At 72.5% G+C, this 17659-nt stretch carries 12 protein-coding genes and 1 pseudogene; 2 read left to right on the forward strand and 11 right to left on the reverse strand.

Translation table 11 applies throughout. From position 1 onward, the window contains the following. Positions 1-55: 55 nt before the first annotated feature. The 4 genes from HUT16_RS22785 to HUT16_RS22800 all read right to left on the reverse strand — a co-directional run bounded on the left by HUT16_RS22785 (position 56) and on the right by HUT16_RS22800 (position 4130). Positions 56-808 (reverse strand): amino acid ABC transporter ATP-binding protein, encoded by a 753-nt coding sequence (locus HUT16_RS22785; protein WP_176192816.1) that lies wholly within the window; start codon positions 806-808, stop codon positions 56-58. Between the two features lie 38 nt (positions 809-846). Continuing rightward, positions 847-1845: an amino acid ABC transporter permease gene (locus HUT16_RS22790; RefSeq protein WP_176189951.1), complete on the reverse strand. Its 999-nt coding sequence runs from the start codon at positions 1843-1845 to the stop codon at positions 847-849. Between the two features lie 36 nt (positions 1846-1881). Beyond that, the gene (locus HUT16_RS22795) at positions 1882-2820 is read right to left on the reverse strand and encodes an ABC transporter substrate-binding protein (RefSeq protein WP_176189952.1); all 939 of its coding nucleotides are present in this window, start codon (positions 2818-2820) and stop codon (positions 1882-1884) included. Positions 2821-3158: 338 nt separating this feature from the next. Continuing rightward, complete coding sequence (locus HUT16_RS22800; protein ID WP_176189953.1) at positions 3159-4130, reverse strand: ABC transporter substrate-binding protein; 972 nt, start codon at positions 4128-4130, stop codon at positions 3159-3161. Positions 4131-4690: 560 nt separating this feature from the next. On the opposite strand from HUT16_RS22800, the gene HUT16_RS22805 reads away from it, so the two are divergent. Then, positions 4691-5884, forward strand: coding sequence for an NADP-dependent malic enzyme (locus HUT16_RS22805; protein WP_176189954.1), 1194 nt, complete (start codon positions 4691-4693; stop codon positions 5882-5884). 153 nt (positions 5885-6037) lie between these two features. Further along, complete coding sequence (locus HUT16_RS22810) at positions 6038-7000, forward strand: zinc-binding dehydrogenase (RefSeq protein ID WP_176189955.1); 963 nt, start codon at positions 6038-6040, stop codon at positions 6998-7000. 75 nt (positions 7001-7075) lie between these two features. On the opposite strand, the gene HUT16_RS22815 is transcribed toward HUT16_RS22810, so the two are convergent. The 7 genes and pseudogenes from HUT16_RS22815 to HUT16_RS22845 form a co-directional block, all read right to left on the reverse strand. Then, positions 7076-8092, reverse strand: a complete 1017-nt coding sequence (locus HUT16_RS22815) for a PadR family transcriptional regulator (protein ID WP_176189956.1) — start codon at positions 8090-8092, stop codon at positions 7076-7078. After that, entirely contained in the window at positions 8092-8985 is an 894-nt protein-coding gene (locus HUT16_RS22820) for a DUF4097 family beta strand repeat-containing protein (RefSeq protein WP_176189957.1), read from the reverse strand. Before HUT16_RS22820 ends, HUT16_RS22815 begins: the two co-directional genes overlap by 1 nt. A gap of 237 nt (positions 8986-9222) precedes the next feature. Beyond that, positions 9223-9405 carry a DUF6104 family protein gene (locus tag HUT16_RS22825; protein ID WP_176189958.1) on the reverse strand — a complete coding sequence of 61 codons (183 nt, stop codon included), beginning with the start codon at positions 9403-9405 and terminating at the stop codon, positions 9223-9225. Positions 9406-9465: 60 nt separating this feature from the next. Further along, on the reverse strand, positions 9466-11337 hold the full coding sequence (locus tag HUT16_RS22830) for a serine/threonine-protein kinase (RefSeq protein ID WP_176189959.1): 1872 nt from the start codon (positions 11335-11337) through the stop codon (positions 9466-9468). 214 nt (positions 11338-11551) lie between these two features. Continuing rightward, a pseudogene (locus HUT16_RS22835) lies at positions 11552-15293 on the reverse strand (multifunctional oxoglutarate decarboxylase/oxoglutarate dehydrogenase thiamine pyrophosphate-binding subunit/dihydrolipoyllysine-residue succinyltransferase subunit). Positions 15294-15594: 301 nt separating this feature from the next. Then, on the reverse strand, positions 15595-16752 hold the full coding sequence (locus HUT16_RS22840; protein WP_254897945.1) for a cell wall metabolism sensor histidine kinase WalK: 1158 nt from the start codon (positions 16750-16752) through the stop codon (positions 15595-15597). A 130-nt stretch (positions 16753-16882) separates the two neighbouring features. Then, complete coding sequence (locus tag HUT16_RS22845; RefSeq protein ID WP_033212075.1) at positions 16883-17608, reverse strand: response regulator transcription factor; 726 nt, start codon at positions 17606-17608, stop codon at positions 16883-16885. Positions 17609-17659: the final 51 nt, after the last annotated feature.

A 17659-nucleotide genomic window follows, 5' to 3' on the forward strand; every position in this document is an offset into this window, starting at 1 on the left:
GCGTACGGGGGTGGGACGTACGGGCGTGAGACGTGCGGGCGTACGGGTGTGCCGGTCAGAGCACCTTGGAGAGGAACGCGCGGGTGCGCTCGTGCCGGGGGTTGCCGAGCACCTCGCGCGGGTGGCCGGACTCGACCACCACGCCGCCGTCCATGAACACCAGCGCGTCGCCCACCTCGCGGGCGAAGCCCATCTCGTGGGTGACCACGATCATGGTCATGCCCTCCTCGGCGAGGCCGCGCATCACGTCCAGCACCTCGCCGACCAGTTCGGGGTCGAGCGCCGAGGTGGGCTCGTCGAACAGCATCAGCTTGGGCTGCATGGCCAGCGCCCGGGCGATGGCGACGCGCTGCTGCTGGCCGCCGGAGAGCTGCGAGGGGTAGTTGCCGGCCTTGTCGGCGAGGCCGACCCGTTCCAGCAGGGCCATCGCCCGCTCCCGGGCGGCGCTCCGGTTCTCCTTCTTGACCTGCACCGGCGCCTCGACGACGTTCTCCAGCGCGGTCATGTGCGGGAACAGGTTGAAGCGCTGGAAGACCATGCCGATGTCCTGGCGCTTGAGCGCGACCTCGCGGTCCTTGAGCTCGTAGAGCTTGTCGCCCTTCTGCCGGTAGCCGACCAGTTCGCCGTCGACGTACAGCCGGCCGGCGTTGATCTTCTCCAGGTGGTTGATGCAGCGCAGGAAGGTGGACTTGCCGGAGCCGGACGGGCCGACCAGGCAGAACACCTCGCTCTGCCGCACCTCCAGGTCGATGCCCTTGAGCACCTCGACCTGGCCGTAGGACTTGTGCACGCCCTCGGCCCGGACCATCGGACGGTCGGGGGCCTCCTGCGGCTTGGACAGGTCGGTCATGCGTCCTTCCTCCCGTCCGGGGCGTCGTCGGAGGCCGCCGTCCCCGCCGGTGTCGCGGGCGCGGCCGTCTTCGCCGGGGCGCGGCCGGCGAACAGGGCGCGCACCCGCTGCAGCGGGGTGGGCGGCAGCGTCCGGTTGGCGCCGCGGGCGTAGTACCGCTCCAGGTAGTACTGGCCGACCGTCAGGATCGAGGTCAGCAGCAGGTAGTAGACCGACACCGCGATCATCGCGGCGATCGGCTTGTAGGTGCGGGTGGCGATGTCGTGGCCGGCGGTGAACAGCTCCACCAGCGAGATCACCTGCACCAGCGAGGTGGTCTTCAGCATCGAGATGGTCTCGTTGCCGGTCGGCGGGATGATCACCCGCATCGCCTGCGGCAGCACGATCCGGCGCAGCGCGGTGGTCCGGCTCATGCCGAGCGCGTGCGCGGCCTCGGACTGGCCCTCGTCCACCGACTGGATGCCGGCCCGGACGATCTCCGCCATGTAGGCGGCCTCGTTGAGCCCGAGCCCGAGCAGCGCGGCGGTGAACACCGGCACCAGGGTGTTGGACTCCTGGGACCAGAAGGAGGGCCCGAACGGGACGCCGAGCGAGATCTCCTTCCACAGGAAGCCGATGTTGTTCCAGAGCACCAGCTGCACCAGCACCGGGGTGCCGCGGAAGACCCAGATGTAGAACCAGGCGACGCCGGAGAGCACCGGGTTCTTCGAGAGCCGCATGACGGCCAGCAGCACGCCGCCGACCACGCCCATCAGCATGGCCAGGACGGTCAGTTCCAGGGTGGTCCAGATGCCGTGGACGACGGTGGGGTCGCGCAGCACCGCGCCGACGAACGCCCAGTCCAGCGCCTGGTTGGTGAACAGGACGTGCAGCAGCATCGCGCCGAGCACGGCGACGACGGCGACGGAGACCCAGCGGCCGGGGTGGCGGACGGGGACGGCCTTGATGGCCTCGGGCCGGCCCCGGCCCGCGGGCCCCTGGTCGGTCTTTTCCACGTGATTACCTCGTCAGGGGGTTCGGGCGGCGGGGCGTCAGCTCTGGGCGGCGTTGATCTCGGAGGTGCTGACCGCTCCGGCGGACACGCCCCACTTGTCGAGGATGGTCTTGTAGGTGCCGTCCGCCATCAGCGACTGGATCGCGCCCTGGACCGCCTTGCTGAGCGGCGAGCCCTTGGCCAGGATCACGCCGTACGGGGCGGCGCCGTAGGTGTCGCCGAGCTTCTCCAGCTGGCCGCCGGTCTGCTTCAGGGCGTAGTCGATGACCGGGGAGTCGGCCAGCATCACCTGGTCGCGGCCGGAGACCAGCGACTGGGCGACGTCGGTCTGCAGGGCGAAGCGGTCGCCGTCGTTCGGGATCGGGCTCTTGCCGGCCTTGGTGCAGTCCGGGTTGCGGGTGTCCTTGATCTCGTCGGCCTGGGTGGTGCCGTCCTGGATCGCGACCTTCTTGCCGCACAGGTCGTCCAGCGAGATCTTGTCCGGGTTGCCCTTCTTCACCGCGGCGGAGGTGCCGGCCGAGAAGTAGGTGACCATGTCGACCTGCTCCTCGCGCTCCTTGGTGTCGGTGAACGAGCTCATGCCGAGCTGGTACTTGTTCGACTGGATGCCGGGGATGATGTCGGTGAACCCGGCGCTCTGGAACTCGGCGGTCAGGCCCAGCTTCTGGGCGATGGCCACGCCGAGGTCGACGTCCATGCCGACGATCTTGCCCTTCTCGTCCTTGAACTCGTTGGGCGCGTACGAGGTGTCGGAACCGACCACCAGCTTGCCGCCGGCCTTGAGTTCGGCCGGGACCAGCCCGGCCAGCGCCGGGTCGGCCGCCGCGGCGGGGATGGACTGGGTGGGGATCGGCGCGGCGCCCGACGTGGTGGTGCTGGTGGCGCTGCTGCCGCACGCGGTGAGGAGCAGGGTGCCGGCCGCGAGGGCGGCGGCCGCGGCGAGCGGCCGGGTCATGGGGGTACGGGCAGCGGGCATGGGGGATCTCCTCCTGGGGGATCGGACGGGGTGCCGCGCCGCCTGGTGGGGCGGCGCGGTACAGCGCGTGGTCGGTGCTCGCCACCCTCCGCCGAGGTGACAGGTAGATCCGATGTGGGGGGAATCCTGCCACTGTGGGTGGGAAATCGGAGCCCGTCACAGGTCAAAATCGGATAACAGGACTGCCGACTGTCCGGTATTCGGACATTTCTCCTGGTCATGTCACTCGATGCATAATCATGCACCGAGTGACCTTCCGCCGAGGTCACGCCCGGAAGCCCCGTCCAGCAGCCCCTCTCCAGCAGCCCCGGTCCAGCAACCCCCGTTCAGCAACCCCCTCAGAAGCCCCCGTTCACCACGGCGCTCTGCACCGCGCCGTCGCCCAGGCCCCACTTCGCCAGGATCCGGTCGTAGTCGCCGCTGCGGATCAGCTGGTCCAGCGCCTTCGCCACGGCGTCGCGCAGCGCGGTGTCCTGCTTGGCGAACGCGATCCCGTACGGCGCCACCTGCAACTGCGCGCCGACCACCTGGAACTGCGCCCCGCCCCGCCCGTTCTTCGCCGCGTGCGCCGCCACCGGCGCGTCGTTCAGGTCCGCGACGGCCCGGCCCTGCGCGACCAGGGCCAGCGCCTGGTCGTCGGTGTCGGTCTCGGTGACGGTCAGCTTCCGGCCGTTCTTCCCGCAGGTCTCGGCCTGCCGCTCCAGCAGCGCGGCCTGGGTGGTCTCGCGCTGCACCGCGACCGTCCGCCCGCACAGATCCTGCAGTCCGGAGATCCGCTGCGGGTTGGCCTTCGTCACCACGATCGAGGTGCCGGCGACGAAGTAGTCGACGAAGTCCAGGCCGTCGTTGACCTTGCGGGCCTCCTCGTCGACGCCGTCCCGGCGCTGCGGGGTGTCGGTCATCCCCGACATCACCAGGTCGTACTCGCGGGCCTGCAGCCCCAGCCGCAGCCGGTTGAACGGCACGTCGCTGAACTGCACCCGCACGCCCAGCGCGCCGCCCAGCGCGGTGGCCAGGTCCACGTCCAGGCCGTCCGGCCGGTTGCCCTCGGACTTGAAGCCGATCGGCGCGTACGTCAGGTCCGCGCCGATCCGCAGCACCCCCGCCGTCCTGATCTGCTCGGGCAGTTGGGCGCGCGGCCCGGACTCCGGGCCGGCGTCGCCGCCGGACGGGGCGGCCGAGCCGCAGCCGGTCAGCAGCAGCGCGCCGGCCGTCGCGGCGGCGGTGAGGGCGGCGGCGGTCCGGCCGGCGCCGGGGCCGGTGGTGCGGGAGCGGGCGCCGGGTCTGGCGGGGGGCGTGGCCGTCGACATCGGGATCCTCCGGTGGGCGAGGGGGGCGGGTCCCCGCCGCTGCGCGCTGGTGTGCGCGACCGTGCGACGGGGCAGGACGTGGCCCGACGTGTGCGGGAACGTCCGGACAACGGTGGTCGAACACCGGATATTGCCATCCCGACCTGCTCGGCCGGGTAGCGGGTATGTCAGAATCTGGTATCGGGTGACCCCCGACGCAGAACTCAGACCGCCGGTTCGCCACAGGGCCGGGGGTGCCCAGGAACGGAAGCCGTCACCGGCTCCGTATCCGAAGCACCAGCTCCCCTCCGTGTCTGCGTTCACTCCTGCGAGTGCCCTGCGGACCCCTCGCTTCGGGGGCCACGCGGACAAGAAGGACCCGGCACAGGTGCGGTGCCGACGTCCGGACGAACAACGCAGAACACCTAAACCCTCACCCCGAGGGCGCCGCCCGACGGCTGCGCCCCGACCCGGACACGGGTACGCCACGGACGGCGTGCCCGTACTCGTGCATCGGCGCACGGCCGGGTCGAAAGTCCGTCGGACGCGCGCCTTCGCTGATATATGACGAAGAGGTCATTGTGGCAGCGGAGATCATCACCGACACCCAGAGCACTGACGACCCGGTCGACGCCGTCTTCGCGCTCCACCGCGGCGGCAAGATGGAGATCCGGGCGACCGTCCCGGTCCGCGACGCGGACGACCTGTCGCTCGCCTACACCCCGGGCGTGGCCCGGGTCTGCACCGCCATCGCCGAACAGCCCGCCCTGGTGAACGACTACACCTGGAAGGCCAACACCGTCGCCGTCGTCACCGACGGCACCGCGGTGCTCGGCCTCGGCGACATCGGCCCGCAGGCCTCGCTGCCCGTGATGGAGGGCAAGGCCATCCTGTTCAAGCAGTTCGGCGGCGTCGACGCGGTGCCGATCGCGCTGGACTGCACCGGCGTCGACGAGATCGTCGAGACCGTGGTCCGGCTCGCCCCGTCCTTCGGCGGCGTCAACCTGGAGGACATCTCCGCCCCGCGCTGCTTCGAGATCGAGAAGCGGCTCCAGGAGCGGCTCGACATCCCGGTCTTCCACGACGACCAGCACGGCACCGCGATCGTCACCACCGCCGCGCTGTGGAACGCCGCCGCGGTCACCGGCCGCCGGGTCGGCGACCTGCGCGCCGTCATCTCCGGCGCGGGCGCGGCCGGCATCGCCATCGCCAAGATGCTGCTGGCCGCGGGCATCGGCGACGTCGCGGTGTGCGACCGCCGCGGCGTGGTCCACCAGGGCCGCGAGGACCTCACCGACGTCAAGGCGGAGATCGCGGCGCTCACCAACCGCAGCGGCCTCAAGGGCGGCCTGGCCGACGCGCTGGACGGCGCGGACGTGTTCATCGGCGTCTCCGGCGGCACCGTCCCGGAGGAGGCCGTCGCCACCATGGCGCCCGGCTGCTTCGTCTTCGCGATGGCCAACCCCACCCCGGAGATCCACCCCGAGGTCGCCCACCGGTACGCGGCGGTGGTCGCCACCGGGCGCTCCGACTTCCCGAACCAGATCAACAACGTGCTGGCCTTCCCGGGCATCTTCGCCGGCGCGCTCTCGGTCCGGGCCAGCCGGATCTCCGAGGGCATGAAGCTCGCCGCGGCCAAGGCCCTGGCGGGCGTCGTCGCCGACGAGTTGACGCCGCAGAAGGTCATCCCGTCGCCCTTCGACGAGCGGGTCGCCCCGGCGGTCACCCGCGCCGTCGCGGAGGCCGCCCGGGCGGAGGGGCTCGCCCGGATCTGACCGGGGCGCCGCACGGCGCCGGGGCCCGCCCCCGGCGCCGTGCGCGCACAACGGCGCCGTGCGCGCACAACGGCGGCCCCGGAAAAGCAATATGGGGACGTTCACAGTGAGTCGTGGTTAACGCGCGGGGTGCCGCCCGGCTATGGTCCGGGCATGTTCGCTGCCTACGCCGCCCGCATCAGTCCTGACGACCCGTTGAGCGCACTGGAGCTGGGCGAGGTGCCCGAACCGGTGGCGCGTCCGGGGTGGAGCGTGGTGACCGTGAAGGCCGCCACCCTGAACCACCACGACCTGTGGTCGCTGCGCGGGGTCGGCCTGCCCGCCGAGCGGCTGCCCATGGTGCTCGGCTGCGACGCGGCCGGCGTCGACGAGGACGGCAACGAGGTGGTGATCCACTCGGTGGTCGGCCAGAGCGGCCACGGGGTGGGCCCGCACGAGCCCCGGTCCATCCTGACCGAGCGCTACCAGGGCACCTTCGCGCAGCGCGTCGCGGTGCCGACCTGGAACCTGCTGCCCAAGCCGGCGGAGCTGAGCTTCGAGCAGGCCGCCTGCCTGCCCACCGCCTGGCTGACCGCCTACCGGATGCTGTTCACCAACGCGGGCGTCAAGCCCGGCGACACGGTGCTGGTGCAGGGCGCCGGCGGCGGGGTGTCGACCGCGCTGGTGGTGCTGGCCAAGGCGGCCGGGCTGCGGGTGTGGGTCACCGGACGGGACGAGGCGAAGCGGGCCCGGGCGGTGGAGCTCGGCGCGGACGCGGCCTTCGAGAGCGGGGCCCGGCTGCCGGAACGGGTGGACGCGGTGATGGAGACCGTCGGCGCGGCGACCTGGTCGCACTCGGTGAAGTCGCTGCGCCCGGGCGGCACGATCGTGATCTCGGGGGCGACCAGCGGGCCCAGCCCGAAGTCCGCCGAGCTGAACCGGATCTTCTTCCTGGAGCTCAAGGTGGTCGGCTCGACCATGGGCTCCAAGGAGGAGCTGGCCGGCCTGCTGGCGCTGTGCGCCAACTCCGGGGTGCGGCCGGTGATCGACTCGGTGCTGCCGCTGGCCGGGGCCCGGGAGGCGTTCGCCCGGCTGGAGCGCGGGGACGTGTTCGGCAAGCTGGTGCTCACCCCCTGACCCGCCCGGAACGGGAGGGGGCGGAGCGCCCCCGACCCGTCCTCGGGGGCGCTCCGGGTCTCGGGGAGCCGGCGCTCAGCGCTCGTACAGGGCGCGGGCGGCGGCCGCCAGGGCGTGCTGGGCGCGGGCCAGCCGGGCGGCGTCGACGCCGCGGTCGCGCGCGGTGTCCCGGACGTGGTCGCGGAACCGGTCCAGCAGGCGCTCCAGCTCGCGGGCCGGGTCGCCCGCCGGGTCGGTGCGCGCCCACTCGGGCAGCTCGGGCGCCCCGGCCGGTGCGGGCGCCCCGGCGGCGTCCGGGTGCGGCGCGTCCTTGTCGAGGTCGATCCGGACGGACGGCTCCTCGGACGTGCCCCAGCGCGCCGCGTCCGCCAGCGAGCCCAGGCCGCGGGTGAGTTCGGCCAGGCCCTCGGCCAGCCCGGCCGACCAGTCGCCGCCCGCGGCGTGCGCCCGGACCTGCTCCTCGACCCGGCGCTTGAGCCGCAGTGCCTCCTGCTGGGCGGCGGTGCGGGCGGCTTTGGACTGCTCGCGCAGCTTCCTGGCCTCCGCCTCGGCGGCCTTGGCCTGCTGCCGGGCGGCCTTCTCCTGCTCCTTGGCCCGCCGGGCCTGCTCCTTGGTCTCGGCCTTGAGCCGGGCGAACTCCTCCTTGGCCCGCTGCCAGGACTCCTGGTCGCGCCAGGGCGTCCCGCCGACGGTGCCGGTGGTGGCGGAGTCGGCGGCGGCCTGGTTCCACAGCTCGGCGCGCAGGTCCTTGGCGTTGTCCCGGACGTCCTGCCGGATGGCCCCGGCGAGCTGGCCGACCGAGTCGTGGATCTCGGCCTCCAGGTCGGTCAACTCGTCCGAGCGGGAGGCGAGTTCGCTGCGCCCGGCGTCGGTGAGCCGGTAGACCTTGCGGCCGCCCTCGGTGGTGTGGCTGACCAGCCCCTCCGCCTCCAGCTTGGCGAGCCGGGGGTAGACGGTGCCCGCGGAGGGCGCGTACAGGCCGTGGAAGCGCTCCTCCAGCAGGCGGATCACCTCGTAGCCGTGCCGGGGGCTCTCGTCGAGCAGCTTCAGCAGGTAGAGACGGAGCCGGCCGTGCCCGAACACCGGTGTCATCAGGCCTCCTTGGTCAGGTCGAGCGGGGCCGCCGGCAGTTCTCCGGCCGGGCGGTCCTCCTCGGCGTCGGGTCGGCGCTGGACGGTGACCGCGCCGGTGACGGTGGTCACCGCGAGGCGGCCGCGGCCGGTGCCGAGCTGGCCGGAGAGCTTCTTGGAGCCCCAGCCGCCGCCGACGCTCAGTTCGGCGAAGGCGCTGGAGAGCGTCCCGCTGGTGGTGCCGGCCTCGACCTTGGCGTCGGCCAGGGCGGGCAGCCGGACGCCGACCGCGCCGGAGACGGTGTTGACCGCGATGTCGGTGGGGGTGGCGGCGTCCAGGTCCAGGGTGACGGCGCCGGAGACCGAGTGCGCGCGGATGCGCGTCGCCGAGCCGGCCACCAGGGTGACCGCGCCGGACACCGTGTTGACCTTCAGCTCGCCGGACAGGCCCTCGGCGTCGACGTCCCCCGAGACGGTGTTGGCGCTGACCTGGCCGGTCAGACCGGCCAGCGTGGTGGCGCCGCTGGCGCCGTGCACCCCGACCTCGCCGGCGATCCCGGAGATGGTGGCGTCGGCGGAGACGGTGCCGACCCGGACCACGGCGGCGGCCGGCACGGCCACCGTGACGTCGGCGCTGCGCTTGCGGCGCAGGCCGGAGAAGAAGGACTTGACCGTCTGCACGGACTTCACGGCCGCGCCGAACTCGCTCCAGCTGAGGTCCTTGTAGGTGACGGTGAGCACGCCGTCCTCCAGCGAGACCTGCAGCGGCTCACCCTCCAGCCGGGCCACCTCCAGCCGGGCCGGGCCCTCGGTGGGCACCACGTTCACCGTGCCGTCGACGACGCGCACGTGCAGGGTGTGCACGGCCTCGTCGAAGGCGATCTTCTCGGTGCTGTCTACCGTCCACTCGGTCATTTCCGGCTCCCCGTCCTCCCGTACGCCATACGCGATGTATCGCGTCCTTCTGCTATTCACGATATATCGCGTAGCCGGGAAGTCAAGGAGCCCCGACCCCCGTCCCGACCCGGAGCCCACCCCGAGACGCCGCTCCGGGTCGACCCCGAGACCCGGCGCCGGGCGTTCCCGGGAACGCCGACGGCCCGGAAGGCGAACTCGCCTTCCGGGCCGCTGCGCTGACGCGACGTCAGCCGGTCACTCGTCGTCGTCCTCGTCGTCCAGCCGGGCCAGCCAGGTGGCCAGCCGCTCCACCGGCACCTCGAAGTCCGGGTTCAGGTCCACGAACTCCCGCAGCCGCTCGGCCAGCCACTCGAAGGTGACCTCCTCCTCGCCGCGCCGGCTCGCCAGTTCCTCGATGCCTCGGTCGGTGAAGTACACGGTGGTTCGCTCCGGGGTGCTGGTTCTCGGCCTGTCGGGCCCAGGATAGTGCGGGCCCGGTCAGCCGTTGTACTTGTAGTAGCTGAGCGAGATGGACACCCCGCCGTCGCTGGTGGCGTTGAGGATCTTCACGATCGCCACGCTCCAGGTCTGGCGGTTGCGCACGCAGAGCATCCGGCCCGGCGGGAGGTCGTTGTACGGGAAGTCGGCGCTCGGGTTCTTGTCGATCGCGTCCGAGCACTCCTGCGCGGTGAGCGAGTCGGTCTTGCTGAGGTACCGGTCGAAGCCGTCCGCCACGGACAGCGTGCTGTAGCCGGGCCGCAGGAAGACCTCGTTGCCGGAGTACGGCACCACCTTGCCGTTCAGCAGGTCGAAGCCGTAGTCGCTGCTGGGCGCGGACAGCTCGTGGTCGGTGTAGACGGGGGTGAACCCGGCGGGCGCCCCGCTCTTGCGGGCGGAGGGCGAGGCCGAGCGGGAGGCCGAGGGCGACGCGGCGGGCGAGGAGTCGTCCGCCGACGCCGACGGCGACGCCTGGTCCCGGCTGCCGCCGACGCCCTCGGCGTTCGGCGAGGCCGGGGAGCTCTGCGTCGGCTGCCCGCCCTTCGCCGCGTTCGAGGTGTCGTCCTCGCCCAGGGTCTTCATCAGGACCAGCCCGCCCGCGGTGCCCGCCAGCAGCGTCACCAGCGCGACCACCAGCAGGGTCTTCCAGGACACCCCGCGCCGGCGCTCGTCCCTCGCGGCGGGGGCGGGCGCCGGCTCGGCGGCCAGTGGCACGGCGGGCCCCGGCGGCGGGGTGTGCTGCTCGGTCAGCCGCACCGTCGGACCGGCCGGGGCCACCGGGCCGGTGACCGCCTCCGAGGCCGGGGTGGGCGGGCCGAACGCGCCGGACGGGGGCGCCGGCGGGGCGGGCTGGTACTGACCCACCGGCGGGGCGACCGGCGGCGGGGGAGTGGCCGGCAAGGTCGGCGGCGCCGCCGGCAGCGGGGTCGGCGGGGTCCTCGGCAGGTCGGAGCGCCGGGTGATCTCGGTGTTCACCTGCCCGGGCAGCCAGTCCTCGCCGAACCGCAGCTGCCCGCCGACGGTCGGGTGCTCCCGGGCCGCCTGGATGATCTCGGCGGGCGTCGGCCGGTCCGCCGGGTCCTTCGCCAGGCAGCGGCCGACCAGTTCGCGCAGCGGCGCCGGCACCGTGCTCAGGTCCGGCTCCTCGTGCACCACCCGGTACAGCACCGCCGTGTCCGGGCCGTCGCCGAACGGCGGCGCGCCGCCCGCCACGTACGCGGCCAGCGCGCCCAGCGCGAACACGTCGGTGGCCGGGGTGATCTTCTTGCCCTGGGCCTGCTCCGGCGACATGAACGCCGGCGAGCCGATCCGGTAGCCGGTGCCGGTCAGCGCCGTCGCGTCGGCGGCCCGGGCGATGCCGAAGTCGATCACCCGCGGCCCGTCCGAGGCCACCAGCACGTTGGCCGGCTTGAGGTCCCGGTGCACCACCTGGACGCTGTGGATCGCCTGCAGCGCCTCCGCGATGCCGCCGATCAGCAGCAGCACCGTGCGCACCGGCAGCGCCCCGTGCTCGCGCACCACCTGCTGGAGCGAGGGGCCCGGCACGTACGAGGTGACCAGCCAGGGCGCGCCCGACTCCAGGCCGCCGGAGTCGATCACCTGCGCGGTGTACAGCCCGTGGATGCGCTGGGCGCTGCTCACCTCCTGGGCGAAGCGGCGGCGGAACTCCCCGTCCTCGGCGAACTCCGGACGCACCACCTTGAGCGCCACCGGCCGGCCCCCCGGCGTGTACGACAGGTAGACCCGGCCCATGCCGCCCGCGCCGAGGCGGGCGAACAGCCGGTAGCCGCCGACCTCCCGGGGGTCGTCCGGCAGCAGGGGCTGGAAGACCGGCGGGAGCGGGACGGCGTTCTTCGGAGTGTCGGCTGCCATGCGGCGGGTCCCCCTTGGATGAGCGTGTCGAAGACGGCCGTCCGGCGCCCGGCGTCGGAAGCGGCGAACCATAACCTACCGAGCCGTCAGATCCCGTGCAGCCCACGCCGACCCGCAGCGCGTCACGGTCCGGAAACGGAACCGCCCCCGCCCCCGCCCCCGGGGAATCGGGGACGGGGACGGGGGCGGACGGTGCCGTGCCGCGCTCAGCGGGTCAGAGCGAGAACACCTCTTCGACCAGTGCCTGCTGCTCGACGGCGTGCCGCTTCGCGGAGCCCACGGCCGGGGCCGAGGACGCCGTGCGGGCGACCCGGCGCAGCCGGGCGTTGCCGCCCGAGCGGCCGACCACGACCTGCAGGTGGTCGACCAGGTTCATCGCGATGAACGGCCAGGCACCCTGGTTGGCCGGCTCCTCCTGCGCCCAGACGAACTGGACGTTCTCGCCGTAGCGGCCCAGCTCCTCCTGCAGCTCGGCCACCGGCAGCGGGTACAGGCGCTCGACGCGGACGATCGCGGTGTCGGTGACGCCGCGCTCGGTCCGGGCCGCCTCCAGGTCGTAGTAGAACTTGCCGGAGGTGATGACCACCTTGCGGACCTGCGCCGGGTCGACCGTGCTGTCCCCGATCACCGGGCGGAAGCCGCCGCTGAGGAACTCGGAGGCGGAGGACGCCGCGGCCTTCAGGCGCAGCATCGACTTCGGGGTGAAGACGATGAGCGGCTTGTGGTGCGGGTTGTGCGCCTGCCAGCGCAGCAGGTGGAAGTAGTTCGACGGCAGGGTCGGCATGGCGACCGTCATGTTGTCCTGCGCGCACAGCGCCAGGAAGCGCTCCGGGCGGGCGGACGAGTGGTCCGGGCCCTGGCCCTCCATGCCGTGCGGCAGCAGCAGGGTGACGCCGGAGTGCTGGCCCCACTTCTGCTCGGCGGACGCGATGTACTCGTCGACCATGGTCTGCGCGCCGTTGACGAAGTCGCCGAACTGCGCCTCCCACATGACCAGCGCGTTCGGGCGGGTCAGCGAGTAGCCGTACTCGAAGCCCATCGCCGCGTACTCGCTGAGCAGCGAGTCGTAGACGGTGAAGCGGGCCTGGTCCTCGGTCAGGTACATCAGCGGGGTGTAGTCCTCGCCGGTGTTCCGGTCGATCAGCACCGCGTGGCGCTGGCCGAAGGTGCCGCGGCGGGAGTCCTGGCCGGCCAGCCGGACCGGGTGGCCCTCCATCAGCAGCGAGCCGATGGCGAGCGCCTCGCCGGTGGCCCAGTCGATGGTGTTGTCCTCGACCGAGGCGGCGCGGCGCTGGAGCTGCGGCAGCAGGCGCGGGTGCACGGTCAGCCAGTCCGGCAGGTTGACCTGCGAGGCGGCGATCCGCTTGACCATCTCGGCGGAGATGCCGGTCTGGATGGACACCGGGAAGTCCGCGACCGGGCGGCCGGCCTCGGTCGGCGCCGGGGCGGCGACGGCCTCGCGGACCTCGGAGAACACCTTCTCCAGCTGGCCCTGGAAGTCCTGGAGCGCCTGCTCCGCCTCTTCCATGGTGATGTCGCCGCGACCGATCAGCGCCTCGGTGTAGAGCTTGCGCACCGAGCGCTTCTTGTCGATCAGGTCGTACATCAGCGGCTGGGTGAACGACGGGTTGTCGGCCTCGTTGTGACCGCGGCGGCGGTAGCAGATGAGGTCGATCACGACGTCCTTGTGGAACTGCTGGCGGAACTCGAAGGCCAGGCGGGCCACGCGGACCACGGCCTCCGGGTCGTCGCCGTTCACGTGGAAGATCGGCGCCTCGATCATCCGGGCCACGTCGGTGCAGTACATCGACGAGCGCGAGGAGGCCGGGGCGGCGGTGAAGCCGACCTGGTTGTTGACCACGATGTGCACGGTGCCGCCGGTGCGGTAGCCGCGCAGCTGCGACATGTTCAGGGTCTCTGCGACCACGCCCTGGCCCGCGAAGGCCGCGTCGCCGTGGATCTGGATCGGGAGCACCGGGAAGGTGGTGCCGCCGAAGTCCAGGATGTCCTGCTTGGCGCGGGCGATGCCCTCGACCACCGGGTCGACGGTCTCCAGGTGCGAGGGGTTGGCGGCCAGCGACACCTTGATGGTCTCGCCGTCCAGGCCGGTGAAGGTGCCCTCGGAGCCCAGGTGGTACTTCACGTCGCCGGAGCCGTGCATCGACTTCGGGTCGAGGTTGCCCTCGAACTCGCCGAAGATCTTGCCGAACGGCTTGCCGACGATGTTCGCCAGCACGTTCAGCCGGCCGCGGTGGGCCATGCCGATGACGGCCTCGTCGAGGCGGTGCTCGGCGGCGGCGTCGATGGTGGCGTCCAGCAGCGGGATGAGCGACTCGCCGCCCTCCAGCGAGAAGCGCTTCTGCCCGACGTACTTGGTCTGCAGGAAGGTCTCGAACGCCTCGGCCGAGTTCAGCCGGCGCAGGATGCGCAGCTGCTCCTCGCGCTCGGGCTTGGTGTACGGCTTCTCCAGGCGCTCCTGCAGCCACTTGCGCTGCGCCGGGTCCTGGATGTGCATGTACTCGATGCCGACGGTGCGGCAGTAGGTGTTGCGCAGCAGGCCGAGGATGTCGCGGAGCTTCATCATCTTCTGGCCGCCGAAGCCGCCGACCGCGAACTCGCGCTCCAGGTCCCACAGGGTGAGGCCGTGCGAGACGACGTCCAGGTCGGGGTGCTTGCGCTGCATGTACTCCAGCGGGTCGGTGTCGGCCATCAGGTGGCCGCGGACCCGGTAGGAGTGGATCAGCTCGATGACCCGGGCGGTCTTGTTGACCTCGTCGTCGTGGGTGGTCGCCACGTCGGTGGCCCAGCGCACCGGCTCGTACGGGATCCGCAGGGACTCGAACACCTCGTCGTAGAAGTTGTTCGCGCCCAGCAGCAGCTGGTGGATCGAGCGGAGGAACTCGCCCGAGGCCGCGCCCTGGATGACCCGGTGGTCGTAGGTCGAGGTCAGGGTCATGATCTTGGAGATGCCCAGGCGGGCCAGCGTCTCCGGGGAGGAGCCCTGGAACTCGGCCGGGTACTCCATGGCGCCGACGCCGACGATGGTGCCCTGGTTCTGCATCAGGCGCGGCACGGAGTGCACGGTGCCGATGCCGCCGGGGTTGGTCAGCGAGACCGTGACGCCGGTGAAGTCGTCCATGGTCAGCTTGTTGGCGCGGGCCCGGCGGACGATGTCCTCGTAGGCCTGCCAGAAGCCGAAGAAGTCGAGCGTCTCGGCCTTCTTGATGGCCGCGACGACCAGCTGGCGGTCGCCGTTCGGCTTGACCAGGTCGATGGCGAGGCCCAGGTTCACGTGCTCGGGCTTCACCAGGTAGGACTTGCCGTCCTCCACCTTGTAGGTGAAGTTCATGCCCGGGTTGGCCTTCACGGCCTGCACCAGCGCGTAGCCGATCAGGTGGGTGAAGGACACCTTGCCGCCGCGGGCGCGCTGCAGGTGGTTGTTGATGACGATGCGGTTGTCGATCAACAGCTTGGCGGGCACCGCGCGCACCGAGGTGGCGGTCGGAACCTCCAGCGAGGCGTCCATGTTGGTCGCCACGGCCTTGGCCGGGCCGCGCAGCTGCACCAGCTCCGGGCCCGCCGCGGCCTTCGCCGGCGCGGCGGCGGCCGGAGCGGCGGCCTCGGCGCGGGCGGGGGGCGGGTGCGGCCGGGAGCGGAGCGGGCGCGGCCACCGGCTGCGCGGGCGCCGGAGCGGCGGCCGGGGCAGCGGGTGCGGGCGCGGCCGGAGCTGCGGCAGCGGGAGCGGCGACAGGGGCCGGCTGGGAGCCGACCGGTGCGGCCTGGGTCACTGGAGTCACCTCGGTACCGGGCTTGTAGTCGGCGAAAAAGTCCCACCAGGCACGGTCGACCGAAGCCGGGTCCTGGAGGTACTGCTGGTAGATCTCGTCGACGAGCCACTCATTGGGGCCGAAGCCAGTGGAACTTGCCGAGCTGGGGGTTTCTTGGTGTGGCGACACGGGGCAACCGCCCTCTTCCGCTTCCTTTTGGGATGGTGGACAGCGGGGATTAAGGCTACGCCTCCGACCAGTGATCGCGCAGTCCCCGATGGTCAGGCGTCGCCCAGATCACATTGCCCGGCGGGTTTTTGGCTGGATCCGTGCGTTAGGAATGCCGGAAATCGGGGAACTCGCCCCCAGATCGGTCGTGGTCATACCGGCGTAAAATCGGACGAACCAGTGGTCTGGACCACTTGGCGGCTCCGGCCGCGCACCCCGGCCGAGCAGCCCGGCCCCGGTTTGTACCGATTCCGCCACAGTCTCAGGCGGGCACCGGCGACTCACCCGGGAGGGTGACCTCGATCCGGCAGCCCGCCGCCGCCTCCGCCACCCGGATCCGGCCGCCGTGCAGGTCCACCGCCCAGCGTGCGATCGCCAGCCCCAGCCCCGTCCCGCCGTCGCTGCCCGGCCCCAGCGCGGTCGGCGAACCGCTGCGGCCGAACCGCTCGAAGACCCGCTCGCGGTCCTCCGCCGGGATGCCCGGGCCCTGGTCCTCGACCTCCAGCAGCAGCCCGCCGCCCTCCGCCGCCCGGGCCCGCACCGTCACGGTGCCGCCGGCCGGCGAGTGCTTGCAGGCGTTGTCCACCAGGTTGGCCACCACCTGGTGCAGCCGCTCCGCGTCCGCCACCGCCGTCAGGTCCGGCGGCCGCACGTCCAGCGCCAGCCGGACGTCCCCGCGCCGGTCGTACGCGCCGCCGGCCGTCGCGCCGTCCACCGTCACCCCGCGCAGCACCCCGTCCAGGAACGGGCCGACCCGGAACGGGTGGGAGTCCAGCGGGACGACGCCGTCGTCCAGCTTCGACAGGTCCAGCAGGTGGGTGACCAGCCGGCCCAGCCGCTCGGTCTGCTCCAGCGCGGTGCCCAGGTTCTTCGGGTCCGGCTTCACCACGCCGTCCACCACGTTCTCCAGCAGGCCGCGCAGCGCCGCGATCGGGGTGCGCAGCTCGTGCGAGACGTTCGCGATCAGCTCGCGGCGGTGCCGGTCGGCGGCCTCCAGGTCGCCCGCCATCCGGTTGAAGGTGTCGGCCAGCTCGCCGATCTCGTCCCGCGAGGACACCTCGACCCGGCCGCTGTAGTCGCCCTCCGCCATCGACCGGGCCGCCGCCGTCATGTCGCGCAGCGGCGCGGTCAGGCCGTTCGCCAGGAACTGCATGAACAGCAGCGAGGCGATCAGCGAGAAGATCATGATGATCCGGATCTGGGTCTCCGACCGGATCGCCACCACCACCATCCCGGTGGCCAGCACCACCGAGACGACCACCAGCAGGGCCAGCTTGCCCTTGATCGAGCGGACCGGGTCGAAGGGGCGGATGTCCGCCCACACCCGGCGCGCGGCGCGCACCGCGAGCGGGGGGCGCGCGAGCGGGGGCCGGGGGGAAGCCGGCTCGGCTTCCCCGTTGCGTTGCTGCGGAAAGGTCATGGTGTCCCTGCGACTGGTCCTCGGTGAGTCGTCCCGGCGACTCGTCCCGGTGGGCTGCCGGTGAGGTCCCGGCGAAGGGGGCCGGGCCGCCGAGCGGAGCCCGCGCGGGGCCCGGACCGGCGGCGACCGGTCAGGAGAGCGGGGCCTCCAGCGCGTACCCGACGCCGTGCACCGTGCGGATCCAGCTCGCCCCGATCTTCCGGCGCAGCGCCTTCACGTGGCTGTCCACCGTGCGGGTGCCGGACGCGTCGGTCCAGTCCCACACCTCGGCCAGCAGCTGCTCGCGGGTCAGCACCGCGCGCGGCTGCGCGGCCAGGCAGGCCAGCAGGTCGAACTCGGTCGGCGTCAGGTGCACGTCGCCCGAGCCCAGCCGGACCCGGCGCTGCACGTGGTCGATCTCCAGTTCACCGAAGCGCAGGCTGCCCAGCGCCGGTGTCCGGGCCGCCTGCTGGGCGCGCTCCACCCGGCGCAGCAGCACGTTCACCCGGGCCGCCAGCTCGCGCATCGAGAACGGCTTGGTCATGTAGTCGTCCGCGCCGACGCCCAGACCCACCAGCAGGTCCGTCTCGTCGTCCCGGGCAGTCAGCATCAGCACCGGCACCGGGCGCTGCGCCTGGATCCGGCGGCACACCTCCAGGCCGTCGAAGCCCGGCAGCATGATGTCCAGCACCACCAGGTCCGGCTGCCAGGTGTGGAACCCGTCCACCGCGCCGGGGCCGTCGTGGGCCACCGCCACCTTGAAGCCCTCGGCTCCCAGCCGGGCCGCGATCGACTCCGCGATGGTCGGCTCGTCCTCCACGACGAGCACCCGTCGCTGGGTGCCCACCGGTCCACTGCTGATCGTCTCTTGCTGCATCTCTGTCACGGTCACGCCACCGCCCCCAGGGCTCGCGGGCCGACCGTCGGG

This window comes from Kitasatospora sp. NA04385 (genome assembly GCF_013364235.1).
In the GTDB taxonomy this organism is placed as follows: domain Bacteria; phylum Actinomycetota; class Actinomycetes; order Streptomycetales; family Streptomycetaceae; genus Kitasatospora.